This window comes from Mycoplasma sp. 1890 (genome assembly GCF_053851615.1).
Genome location: NZ_JBSQAZ010000002.1, coordinates 1 through 12,842 on the forward strand (window position 1 = coordinate 1; position 12,842 = coordinate 12,842).

General features: G+C 27.9%; 11 protein-coding genes, 2 tRNA genes and 1 riboswitch. Of the genes, 9 read left to right on the forward strand and 4 right to left on the reverse strand.

The features are described 5' to 3' along the window. Together ACWXVO_RS00655 and ACWXVO_RS00660 are read right to left on the reverse strand one after the other, a co-directional pair. Positions 1 to 183, reverse strand: a 183-nt coding sequence (locus tag ACWXVO_RS00655; protein ID WP_456001903.1) for a hypothetical protein, incomplete at its 3' end; no start/stop codon positions are given. Positions 184 to 463: 280 nt separating this feature from the next. Further along, entirely contained in the window at positions 464 to 787 is a 324-nt protein-coding gene (locus ACWXVO_RS00660) for a hypothetical protein (RefSeq protein WP_456001906.1), read from the reverse strand. Positions 788 to 1,125: 338 nt separating this feature from the next. Between ACWXVO_RS00660 and ACWXVO_RS00665 the strand changes: the two genes are divergently transcribed. Both ACWXVO_RS00665 and ACWXVO_RS00670 read left to right on the forward strand, forming a co-directional pair. Further along, positions 1,126 to 1,212, forward strand: a tRNA-Leu gene (locus ACWXVO_RS00665). A gap of 3 nt (positions 1,213 to 1,215) precedes the next feature. Beyond that, a tRNA-Lys gene (locus ACWXVO_RS00670) sits at positions 1,216 to 1,291 on the forward strand. Between the two features lie 51 nt (positions 1,292 to 1,342). Here the strand turns inward: ACWXVO_RS00670 and ACWXVO_RS00675 are convergent. Then, entirely contained in the window at positions 1,343 to 2,683 is a 1,341-nt protein-coding gene (locus ACWXVO_RS00675) for an ABC transporter permease subunit (protein WP_456001909.1), read from the reverse strand. A gap of 310 nt (positions 2,684 to 2,993) precedes the next feature. Continuing rightward, positions 2,994 to 4,127, reverse strand: coding sequence for an ABC transporter thiamine pyrophosphate-binding lipoprotein p37/Cypl (cypl, locus tag ACWXVO_RS00680; protein WP_456001912.1), 1,134 nt, complete (start codon positions 4,125 to 4,127; stop codon positions 2,994 to 2,996). 39 nt (positions 4,128 to 4,166) lie between these two features. After that, positions 4,167 to 4,257: riboswitch (TPP riboswitch) on the reverse strand. A gap of 208 nt (positions 4,258 to 4,465) precedes the next feature. Between cypl and ACWXVO_RS00685 the strand changes: the two genes are divergently transcribed. The 7 genes from ACWXVO_RS00685 to rsmG all read left to right on the forward strand — a co-directional run bounded on the left by ACWXVO_RS00685 (position 4,466) and on the right by rsmG (position 12,817). Next, positions 4,466 to 4,801 (forward strand): hypothetical protein, encoded by a 336-nt coding sequence (locus ACWXVO_RS00685; RefSeq protein WP_444704808.1) that lies wholly within the window; start codon positions 4,466 to 4,468, stop codon positions 4,799 to 4,801. Further along, positions 4,791 to 6,134, forward strand: a complete 1,344-nt coding sequence (locus ACWXVO_RS00690) for a hypothetical protein (protein WP_456001915.1) — start codon at positions 4,791 to 4,793, stop codon at positions 6,132 to 6,134. Before ACWXVO_RS00685 ends, ACWXVO_RS00690 begins: the two co-directional genes overlap by 11 nt. Continuing rightward, positions 6,127 to 7,095 (forward strand): lactate/malate family dehydrogenase, encoded by a 969-nt coding sequence (locus ACWXVO_RS00695; protein ID WP_438340352.1) that lies wholly within the window; start codon positions 6,127 to 6,129, stop codon positions 7,093 to 7,095. Before ACWXVO_RS00690 ends, ACWXVO_RS00695 begins: the two co-directional genes overlap by 8 nt. A 190-nt stretch (positions 7,096 to 7,285) precedes the next feature. Beyond that, positions 7,286 to 8,029: a phosphonate ABC transporter ATP-binding protein gene (locus tag ACWXVO_RS00700; RefSeq protein ID WP_456001918.1), complete on the forward strand. Its 744-nt coding sequence runs from the start codon at positions 7,286 to 7,288 to the stop codon at positions 8,027 to 8,029. Positions 8,030 to 8,237: 208 nt separating this feature from the next. Further along, positions 8,238 to 11,030 carry a magnesium-translocating P-type ATPase gene (gene mgtA, locus ACWXVO_RS00705; protein WP_456001921.1) on the forward strand — a complete coding sequence of 931 codons (2,793 nt, stop codon included), beginning with the start codon at positions 8,238 to 8,240 and terminating at the stop codon, positions 11,028 to 11,030. A 124-nt stretch (positions 11,031 to 11,154) separates the two neighbouring features. After that, a complete protein-coding gene (locus ACWXVO_RS00710; protein WP_438340349.1) occupies positions 11,155 to 12,126 on the forward strand; it encodes a ribose-phosphate diphosphokinase in 972 nt (323 codons plus the stop codon). Beyond that, complete coding sequence (rsmG, locus tag ACWXVO_RS00715) at positions 12,113 to 12,817, forward strand: 16S rRNA (guanine(527)-N(7))-methyltransferase RsmG (protein ID WP_456001924.1); 705 nt, start codon at positions 12,113 to 12,115, stop codon at positions 12,815 to 12,817. Before ACWXVO_RS00710 ends, rsmG begins: the two co-directional genes overlap by 14 nt. Positions 12,818 to 12,842: the final 25 nt, after the last annotated feature.

Consider the following 12,842-nt stretch of genomic DNA (forward strand, 5'->3'; position numbering starts at 1 on the left):
TTTACTAATTTCTGTTCAATGTTTTATATTCTTTATTTTAAAGCATATGGGATAATTTAATTGAGCAGTTTTAAAAGACCTTTCAACAAAAGACTTAAATTGCAAAACACTAGAAGTTTGAACTTTAAAGCCTAAGGATTGCAAATACTCAGTAATAGGTGTACATGAAAACTCTTTTTTCAAAAAATTGTTCTCTTATCGGTCCTTATAATCTGCGGAATTCCATGTGTTCTAAAAAGTTTTTCAAGCAGATTCATATAACCAATATCGGTTTCCTCTTTAGACACACGGACTGCTAAAAGCCTACTAGTGGCAGGATCAATAGCGTGGTAAGTATGAAAAGTTTCACCCAATCCCATTGTGTCTGGCGTAGCATCGATCCCACGATCATACCTGGAGAAAGATTTTTCCAGGTATTTTTTATTACTGCATTTTTTCTATTGTTTTAAGATTCTCTAATCTGCTATTTATTGCATAATAAAATATTGTTTCTAAAACTTGCGTTATTTAAAATATTTTTTGTGTTTCTTTTAGCTTCTTTTCTAGTCGCCTTGTGCAAGTGCTCTGTTGCATACCCCCCCTTTTTTAAGGTGCGTCTGTAAAGAGTTTTTAAAGACATTATTGAACTCTTTGTTCTATAATAAATTGCCATAGTAACATTTCTAGTTCTATCTCTAGGTTGATCAAAAATAAAAGAACTAAAATCTCTGATTTTTTCAATTTCATAATCTACAAGATCAGCACTAAATTTTTGTCTATATTTATTTCCCTTTTTTGTGCGAGACATTAAATGTCCCGTCAAAATTTATAGATTTTTAATTTTAAAAACTGTAAAACGGCTAACTTCGTGTTTTATGGCAATTTAGTTTATTTTTATTTTTTTCATTAGTTATATCGATATAAATACCTTTTCTTTTTTTCTCAAAATCTGTTAAATTCCGGATTTCTATTTTTTTATATTTCACATTACCTCTTATAATTATTTTAAACTATAGGATGTTGCAAAATAATTGAGAATTGCAATGTAGCAAAATAATTGAGAATCCACATAATTAATGGTAATAAAATTAATTTTTTTTATTTTTTAAAAAATATATTATAATATTTAAGCATTAATCAATTAATGCCCAGGTGGCGGAATGGTAGACGCTACGGACTTAAAATCCGTTGGCTGTAATGGCCGTGCTGGTTCAAGTCCAGTTCTGGGCACCAGAAGCGCCCTTAGCTCAGAAGGTAGAGCAAATGGCTTTTAACCATTGGGTCAGAGGTTCGAATCCTCTAGGGCGTACCATTTCAGGTGACTGACATAAACAAATAAAAGACAGATTATCTGTCTTTTATTTTAATTTCTTTGTTTAATACTAAATCTTATGAAATATGAAGTGAAACTGATTAGCGCAATGATAATAAAACCTATTCACAAATAAGGCGAAACATCAGCTATATCTTTTGCTCTTGTTAGATTTGTTTTTTGGCCTAATAATGAAGAAGACAAAGAACCATAAATTATAAAATTTCTAGCTATTTTTTCTAGTTCTAGGCTTGCAAAGCTAATGAAATCTAGTCTAATTTTTGGGCGAATAAAATTTCTATATATCAAAAAATTAGAGAAGCCTAGTTTTTTTAATTCTTTTATTTTTTCTATACTAATGTTATTAATTGTCTGATATAAGTTTCTTGATATTGAAGATGCACTATGGATACCAAAAGCAAAAACAAATGATGCTGACAATTCTTCAAAAAGATTTGAAAGCATTAGAAATATAATAACAGCAGGTATTGCTCTTATTAATATATTTAAATACTTATAAAAGATACTTAAATGTTTTCCTACTATTGATTTAGACATTAATAGCATTCTAAAATATGAAATAAAATATGTTAAAATGAAGGTTAAGAATACAAGTGATGCAAATTGAATGATAATCCAAAAAATTCCATCTTCGCTGAAGCTAAAAATTATATCTTTTCAACTCCCCTTAAACATATTATTTAAAAAGCTAGTAGCTTCGGTCTCATAAAATTTTTCATAAGCTAAATCTTTTATAGCTATGCAAATTAGCACAAAGGTAAGTAAAATAAATAGTGAAATAAAAGTTTTTTTGATTATATTATTAGTTTGATATTTCTTAAAATTGATATTATCTTGTTTTCGAGATTCAAATAGAAATTTGTTTATATTTTCACTAATAATTTCCACTAAAAACAAGAAGGAAACTAGTATTAACAAAGGTATTATTAGTTCTGTATAATTTATTGGCTGAATTTGAGGATTTATTAAAATTCCTATCCCTAAAAAACCAATATTAGCTAGTATTGCTGACCAACGTAAATTTGTTTCAAATGCATAGATGAAGTAACTTATGAATTTTTTTCTAAGTTGAGGTCATATTTCTGTTCAAAAAGCCTTTTGTCTTGAGTGCTGTGATTTTACCAAATGATAAAAAATACTAAAATTAGCATTCTCAATTATTTGTGAAAAATACTCATGCAATCAAAGTCATGTAAACCAACAAAAAATTAATGCTATCGCTAGTTTTTTATCAAAAGAAATTTTAAATAAATATACAAAAAACAATTCTGGAAAAATTCTTAAAGCAATTACTATAACTTTAGATGGAATAGCTATATATTTGCTATTGGTTTTAATATTAGAAAAATACGAAGTGAGAAATGCGAGCATGAATCCAATAATTGTACTTAGGAAAATTATTTTTATACTATTTCATAAAAACAAAAAAGAAATATAAAAGAGATTTTGTTTATATATATTGCTAAAACTACTTGGAGAAAAAAAATCTCTTAAATTTTTAATAAAGAGGTTAATACCTGATGGTGCAAAACTAAAATTAACAATATAGATTGAAGCTATAATTAATAAAATAATAAAAACAAAAAATGCTATTTTTCAAACTAGCCGATATGGTCCGTTTTTTAAAATAGTATTGCCTAATTTTAACTGTTCTTTAAAAATGTTTCTTTTTAATCACATATTAACTAAATATTTTATTATAAGGTTGTATTACTTCCTTATCAACATCATTAATTATTTTGTAGCCATTAAATCCTACGGTAGGACCATAATCATCTTCGTTCTTTCTTCATAAGTCTATTATTATATTTTTTAAATAGTTTATTTGTTCCGTATTGAAATCATCTTTATTAACCACTACAACATTATACTTTAGTGGATCAGTGGCTGTTAAAAACTCAATTTTAACATTCTCATCATCAGGGGTGTAGAACTTGCCCCTTTTATTATTGCGATAGGCAAACGAGGCCATTTCATCGAAAACAATATGATATTTTTTAAGTGAACCATTCGCTATATTTTTTGCTTCTCCTTGTGTATATTTTTCGATATTTTTTATTTTATCTTCAGCAAAAGAATTAAATTTATTGTTTTCTAGATTAAAATGTTTTTTGAATAATGCTTCTTGTAGAATATATTTTGAACCGCTGCTTTCCTTACCGGTCACAATACCAAAATTTCTAAAAGTATTTCAATCTTTATTGTCTCATGCTTTTTTAATTTGTTCTCTTTCTTCATTTGTGCCTTGAATCATTATAATGCCACGATAGTATTCAACTAATTCATTATTTTTTGCATAGAAATATTCGTATATATTTCCATTCCAACTATATTCTTCATCGGTTCATGCGGTATATGATTTTTTATTAAACAATTTTTGTAATTTAGCAGCAATAATTCTTAATTTGTCAGTGTTTGATCCATCTGAGTAGCTATCATTAAAATTTTTATCAAATTTAAATGCCCTAGTCATAGTTTGTAAGATAGGAATAATATTTTGGTCATTGTTTCTGATAAATAAAGGAGTCGTAATGATAGCAACGTTGCTTGTTTTTTTTCTAACAATACTAGCTATATCATTATTTGCTGAAACGTATCTTACTTTAATTGTTGCATCCTTATTTATTTTCTTTTTAAATTCAGATAAAATTTTGCTAAAAAATAGATGTTTTTTATTACCAAAAAAAGGCTCATTTATAACAAATTTTAATGTTAAATTAGCATCCTGCTTTGCACTGCACGCAATAGAAATAAAGGCAAATGTGGACATTAGAGTGCTTAGGCTTAGTATAAACGCTATTTTTTTATTTTTCATAAAACAAAAATCCCTTCAATTTAATTAAAAAGGGATGATGACCAAAAAATAAGAACTCACTACGCCAGTATTATCTGGATCAGCTAACGAGGGTATTTCTCAGCCTTAATGGGCACCCCTGTTCATAAATTTATGATTCAATTATAGTACTTTTTAGTTTGCAAAAAGGAAAAAATCTCTTTTTACTTATGTTGTAATTAATATTGGATTTAAGAGTAAGTTTTATAGATATGCTATTTTGTTTTGAAAATATAAAATATACTTTGGATATCATAATTATTTTTTTGTTATTTAGCATATAATTTATATGCTACTAAGTACATTTAAAAGGGAAAAAGATGAGTTATTCAGTTGGTCAAATAATAAAGGCAAAGGTTTACAAAATTTCAAGCAAATTTATAACTCTTATAACCAAAACCAACCATGTTGGTTATTTAGGCATTTCTGAAGTTAGTGATTATTATATAAGTAATTTGAATTCATTTTTTAAGATTAATGACATTAAAGAACTAATAATTATTGATATAGCAGCAAATGGTGAACTTATTTTTTCATTTAAGCAAATTCATCCAAAGGAATTAAGAAATCCTTTTAGTTTTAAACTTGATAAAAATGGCGCTAAGTTTGATAAATTGCTTGATTTTACAAATAAAGGAATACATTATGGCGATTAGAAGTAAGATAGAATTTTTATCTGACCAGGTTATTGACTCTAAATTATTTAGTGGTAAATATAAGGATATTATTAACGATATTAATGATAAAATAAAATCCAAAGAAATTGAAGGATATAAAAATTTTGGTTTTTTTGAAATTGATAGAAATATCCAAAGGAGTGATTATTCAAAGATAAAAAAAATTGTCAAATTTTTTAATGATGAAAAAATTCAAACCTTTGTTGTCATTGCTCCACAACATATATGTATTCAATCAAAGAGTATAATAGGCCTAGCGAATTCCCGCTTAAGAAACAATTGTGGAATTGAGATTATGTATGTTGATGAAAGTTATGAAGGAATAGATATCTTAAACCTAATTCAATATTTAGAAAATAGGTCATTTGCAATTAATGTTATATCAAAAAATGGAGAGGATATTGAGAGCTTAATTGTTTTTAGAGAATTGGTTACATTACTTAATATACAGGTTGGCAGAAATAATGCAACCAATTATATTTTTATAACAACTAATAACAACTATGGAAAATTATTCAATCTTGTTCAAACAAAAAATTATAATCATTTAGTTTTATTAGATAATACCCCTGAAAGATATTTAAACTATTCAGCAGCAGTTTTATTACCTCTTGCTTGTGCTAATATTGACATTGATGATTATATTGAAGGAGCAAAAGAAGCAAATGAATATTTTAGTAACACAAATTTAGAAAATAATAGTTCATATCGTTATGCTCTAGTTAGATATATATTTAATAAACAAGATCGCAATCATGAAGAGAAAGACATTTTTGCAATTGAGAATATTGTTTCGGGATCTAAAATTTATAAATGTTTAAATGATTTATTTGCTATGTATCTGGTTTCGTCTTCATATCGGAGTTATAAAGGAATACAGGTTAACACATTTATTCATCCTTCTGATACTAAAACGTTTGCTAATTTGTTTTATAATAAGCAAAGAAGAATGTTTAATACTCATATTTTGGTTCAAAATCCCATGTTTGACTTCAATATAGCTATTGTTAATGACAATGATGGCGATGAACTTAATTTTTTAATGAAGAAAACATTTAACAATGTAAATAAGACATTATTGCAAGCAACTAAGGATTATTATCTAGGTATTCAAATACCTTTTATAGATATAGTTATTAGCGATTTAGAGGACAAAACATTGGGTTGAATTGTTTCCTTTATTCATCGTGCATCAATAATGAGTGCACATCTTATGAAGATAGATCCATTTGAAGAAACTGGATTAAAAACGTTTAATATCGTTATGGCTAAAAAAATTAACGAATTAATGGGGGGACAAAAAAATGACTAAAATAGGAATTATTGGCGTTGGGGCCGTTGGTTCGGCCTATTTATATGCTTCATTGAATAAATCGATTGAGGCTGATTATGTATTGGTTGATGCCTTTGTTGAATATGCAAAAGCACAAGCTAAAGATCTGAATGATGCTGCATGTTCGATGTTACAAAGCGGTTCAACATTTGTGGCTGGAACTTATCAAGATTTAGCAGATGCTGAGATCATTGTTATTACTGCATCGGTAAAACCGAAGGATGGAGTTTTAAAAGACCGACTTGAATTATTAACAGATAATGCTAAATTAATTGCTGAAATAGGAACAAAAATAAAGCAATCAGGTTTTAATGGTATTACTATTATTGCTTCAAACCCGGTTGATATTATGGCTTCAATATATCAACAAATCACAAAATTCGCTCCTGAAAGAGTTATATCATCTGGAACAATTCTTGAAACCGCTAGAATGAAAAAATTCCTGTCTGAAAAAATTAATGTTAAGGCAGGATCGATCACTGGATTCGTTATTGGAGAACACGGAGCAAGATGTTTAATTCCGTTTTCAAAAATAAGAATAGGACTTGGTTCATTAAAGGATTGATTAGCAAATAATACAATTTCGGAAGAATGATTACAAAAATTAAATCAAAAAGTTAAGGATGAAGCATTTGAAATTATTACTGGAAAAGGAATTACAAATTTTGGAATTGGTGAAAACCTAGCCGAAATTACGCAATCAATTTTAACAGATCGTCAAGCAATTTATTCATTAGGAGTTAAACTTCCACAAGAGTATGAAAATAGTGGTGTTTATTTTGGATTACCTGTAATTTTAGGAAGAAATGGTTATCGTCATTTACCAAAAATTAGATTAACAGACGATGAACAATCCATATTTGATTCATTTTCAAAGGAAATGAAGGAAACTGTTGTTGAAATTCTTAAAAATTTAGGTATAGAACCAGATTTTAAGTAATGATTAAAGCTATTGTTTAAACATGGAAATCTCTCTTTAATTGGGAGTTTTTTTATTTATGTCTTTTAAGTTTAATTTATTGAGAATTTATGATGGCAGGCCTATTTGTTAATATTAATATGATGTAAATTTATTTTTTGCATAATTGCGTTATATTAATATATTAAAAATTACAATATAATATTAAAATATGAAGAAAATTCAATTTGAGCATTACTATGCCGCATATCCAAGATCAAAGATGAATATATTAAATGATATAAATTTGTTAATTAATCAAGGTGAAATGATTGCTATTATAGGAAGATCTGGTTCAGGAAAAACTACATTGTTTAATGCCATTCTAAAACAACTAAAAACTAGTCAAGGCAAACTTTTTATTAATGAATATGATATAGAGAACATTTCAAAACGACAATGAAAAAAAATAGTAAAGAGAGTTGGTTATCTTTCGCAAGAAACAAATCTTATTGAGTCGTTAAATGTTTATGAAAATATTTTGCATTTTTATTCAAAATATAAAAATGTATTATTTTCCTTGTTAAAAATAATAACTAAATCACAAAAACAAGAAATTTATAATGTTCTCGACTCCTTAGGAATTTTAGATAAGATCTTTACAAAAATTTCTGATTTATCAGGCGGACAAAAACAACGTGTTGAAATAGCAAAAATTTTGCTAAGAGACGTTGATATTATTTTAGCTGATGAACCAACTAGTTCACTAGATATTAAAACATCAAAGGATATAATGTCAATTTTAAAAAATATCAACACGAAATATAACACAACAGTTTTAGTTAATATTCATGATTTAAATGTCCTTAGAAATAATTTTTCTAAATATATTTTTATTAATAATGGTCAAATAGTTAAAAACGGAGACCTTTATAATCTTTCTGAAAAAGAATTAGAACAGTTATATGAAAGTTAGATATTAAGAGGTATGTTTATTACTTTTTTATTTTTTAAATTGTTGTTTAATGTAAAATTAAGTAAATATAAAATGGAAAGGTGACTTAATGGAAGTACAAAGTAGTGATCGAAGTAGTGCAAATATTGTGTTTTCACTAAGCACATTTTGTTAATTATGTAGAATTACTGCTTCCTTAAACATATTTTAAATATAAAGGAGGTGAATAATGAAGAAAGCAAAGGTTAATAATATTGAGAGTCAAAATATTAAATTATCTAAGCAAGATTTGGCAAAAAATAATCCGATAAATAAGCGACTAGTTGAAGCATCTATTAGTGATGTAGAACTTTTATTTGAAAAATATAAATCTTCTAAAAATGGTATCAAGATTGAAAAACAAGTTGAGCAAAACCGCGATGAATATGGTGTAAATAAAATTTCCAAAAAAGGGGCTGACACTGTTGGAAAAAGATTAATCCGTTCTTTCTTTAATTTGTTTAATATTATTCTTTTTATACTTACAATTATTACTGCTGTAGTCGATATTATATTGCCAATAAGTAGTGGTAAGTATAATGAAGTTAATTATATAACTGTCATTATTATTCTGGTAATAGTTTTTGCCAGCAGTATTATTCACTTTATTCAAGAACAAAAATCTGCTTCTAGTGCCAATAAACTTATTGAAATTATTGAGACAACTTGTTTGGTTGAGCGTGATGGGGTTTTAAAGGAAATACCGATGGACGAAATAGTTGTTGGTGATATTGTCCATTTAGCAGCTGGTGATATTATTCCTGGTGATGTTAGAATTATTGCGGCAAAAGACTTATTTGTTTCGCAATCCTCGTTATCTGGCGAAAGCGATGCAATTGAAAAATATAGTATTATTGATGCACAAACTAATTATGATAATCTGACAGATAGACCCAATCTTGCTTTTATGGGTTCAAACATTATTTCTGGTTCAGCAAAGGCATTGGTGCTAGTAGTCGGAAATGATACTGTCATTGGTAAGGTGGCTTCAAAATTAAATGAAAAACAAGTCCCTACTAACTTTGAAAAGGGTATTAAAAAAATTTCTGTAATGTTAACCTGCATCATTGCTTTTGTTATTCCTATCATTTTTTTAATTGTTGGATTAACCCATCAAAAGATTGAAGGAAACAATGCATGATTTAATGCCTTATTATTTGGTATATCTATTGCTATCGGATTAATCCCTGAAATGTTGCCAATGATTGTAACTGCTTGTTTATCAAAAGGTTCAATCGCAATGGGGAAGGCAAAAACTATTGTTAAAAATATTAACTCTATCCAAAATTTTGGTGCTATGGATATTTTATGTACTGATAAGACTGGAACAATAACTCAAGATGAAATTATTCTTGAAAGGCACCTTGATGTTAATGGGAAAGAGGATTATCATGTTTTAAAGTATGCTTTTTTAAATTCTTATTATCAAACGGGATTAAAAAACCTACTAGATAAATCGATTATTAATCGTACCCTTGATTTAGCTGATGAACAAAAATCATTAGATAATCTTGAACTGCATTATTTGAAAATTGATGAGGTTCCTTTCGATTTCAATAGAAAGCGTATGTCAGTGCTTGTAAAGTCTCTTAAAAATAATAAGGTTACATTGATTACTAAAGGAGCTGTTGAAGAAATTATTAATGTATGTAGCACAATTTATTTAGATGGAAAAGTAATTCCTCTTGATAAAAAGGTAATCCGTAAAGTTTTGAATAAGGTTGAGGAATTTAGCGAAGAAGGAATGAGAGTTGTTGCTGTCGCTTCCAAAAAGTCTAATATTGATGCTGTCGGAAAACTGAGTGTAAACGATGAAAAAGATATGACTTTAATAGGCTATCTAACATTTTTAGACCCACCGAAAGATTCTGCTGAAGATGCTATTAAGAAGTTACATAATTTGGGCGTAGAAGTAAAAATACTAACTGGTGATAATCCACTGGTTACAAAGGCAGTTTGTTCAAAAGTCGGCATTCCTTATGAAAAAATATTGCTAGGAAAAGATATTACTAAACTTAGTGATGTCGAGCTAGCAATCGAAGTCGAAAAGACACAAATTTTTGCTAAACTTAGCCCCGATCAAAAAGCTAGAATAATTACCATTTTGCGTAATAATGGTCACGTTGTTGGCTACATGGGTGATGGTATTAATGATGCACCAGCAATGAAGGTTGCTGACGTATCAATATCTGTAGATACAGCAGTTGATATTGCAAAAGAGTCAGCTAATATCATTCTTCTTGAAAAAGATTTAAATGTTTTGGCTACAGGGATAGTTGAGGGAAGAAAAACTCATGCCAATATTAATAAATATATAAAAATGACTGTGTCCTCAAACTTTGGAAACATTTTTAGCGTAGTTATAGCCTCAATTATGCTTCCATTTATTCCTTTAGCACCTGTGCAAATTATTTTTTTAAATTTAATTTATGATTTTTGTTGTGGAACAATTCCGTGAGATAATGTAGATAAAGAATTTATTCAATCTCCGCGGCAATGGGGACATAAGTCTATTTGGCGATTTATGCTATGATTTGGCCCTGCTAGTTCGATTGTTGATGTTATGTCGTTTTGTTTATTATTTTTTGTTATCATTCCACAAGCAATTAAACAAACAACATTTACCAAAATTAGTGATTATAGTAATTTATCTCTTGAACAACAAAAAGAATTTAGATTGATGTTTTGAGCCGGATGATTAGTCATCTCAATGTGAACACAAACTTTTGTTATTCATCTATTAAGAACTGATAAAGTGCCACTAATTAAATCTAACGCTTCTACTCCGGTGATTATTTCAACCTTGACCGGAGTTGCATTGGTAACTGCTCTTCCTTATATTCCAAAGCTAAATACTTCCTTGCAACTAGCACCGCTACCCTCGATATTTTATGCTTGGCTTGCACTGTTGCTTTCGACCTATACATTTCTTGTGATAATAACCAAAATTATTTATCGTAAGATCTATAAGCATTTCTTATAATTAATAAGTCAACTTGGCTTATTTTTTTAATTTTGTAATAATCTAAGAAAAAGTTAAATATTAACACATTAATATATTAAAATTAATATTAAAAATTAGGGAAGGAAAATTTAAGCTAAAAAAAATGAAAAAATTAGATGAAAATGTAATTATTTTTGGGATGGACAATTCTGAAAAACTAGCTAATGAAATTGCTAAATATTTAGACACTGATGTTAAAAAGGTTAATAAAGTTGTTTTTGCTGACGGCGAGAATTTAGTTTATCCCGACGAAACTGTTCGAAATAAAACTGTTTTTGTTATCAACAATACAGGAAAACCAGTCAATGATAATTTGATGAGTCTTTTGATATTTATTGATGCACTGAAGCGTGCTAGCGCAAAAAGAATTATTTGTGTTACTACTTATTATGGTTATGCAAGACAAGATAGAAAAACAAGCGGCAGACATCCAATTTCAGCCAAACTTGTTGCTGATTTATTAGAAACTGCTGGTGCTGATAAAATTATTGTTGTTGATTTGCACAATGCATCAATTCAAGGCTTTTTTAATATTCCTGTTGATGATCTAAGAGGTCAATTTATTTTTGCTAAAGAATTAAGAAAAAGAAAAGATAAATTTGTTATTGTCTCTCCTGATCATGGCGGCGCAGTTAGAGCACGTCAATTATCAGAATGCCTAAATTCCGATGAACCAATTGCAATTATTGATAAAAGAAGAACTGGCCCAAATGTATCTGAAATTATGGGCGTTTTAGGTAATGTTAATGGTAAAAATGTAATCATCTACGATGATATTATTGATACTGGTGGAACTATTATACATGCCGCAGAAACTCTAAAGGCACAAGGCGCTAACAAAGTTATTATCGCTGCAACACACGGGTTATTTTCAAGAGGTTTTGAAATGTTTGAAAGCAATCCTATCATTGATGAAGTTATAATAACTAATTCAGTAGATCACTCACATTTATCACATTTTAAGAAGCTAAAAGAATTATCAATGGCCGAATTTCTTGGTTTAGTTATTGAGGCTAATACTAATAGCACATCAATAAGTGAAATTTATAAAGAATATAGTAATGGAAGAATTTAGAAGAATTATAACTCAATATCTTTGCATTGAAGATGAAGACATAATTGCTAAACTTTATTTATATTATCAGTTAATTGAAGAGGAAAATAAGAAGTATAATTTAACAGGTTTTTACGGTGAAAAATTAATTAAAGAGGGCATTATAGAATCAATTCTTATTTTTAAAAATATAAATAAAAATATTGCAAATCTATGTAATAAGGAGGTTCTTGACATTGGTTCAGGAGCAGGTTTTCCTATTATCCCTTATTTAATATATAGTCAAAATTTTAATCTTACAATTTATGAGCCGATGCAAAAAAGGGTAAATTTTTTATGGCTTGTAGTCAAAAAATGTAATTTAAAAAATGTAAGGATTCTTAAAATAAGATCAGAAGAATCATTAGAAAAGGAAAGATTTGATTTTATAAGCGCAAGAGCAGTTTCAGAATTAAAGAATCTTGTTGAAATATCTCATCATGTTGGAAAAATAGGTTCAATTTTTTGTTTTTTAAAATCAACTAATTTTCAAAAGGAAATTGATAATTCTAGAAATATTAAGAATATATTAAAAATTAAATTTAATACTTTATGTTTAGATAAATTTTTTACTATCGATAATGTCTTGGTTTATTATGAAAAAAAAATTCCTACCCCTAATTTTATCCCAAGAAAATGGTCGATAATTATTAAAGAAAATTCCAAAAAATAAATTTAAATTTTCTGCTCATTATATA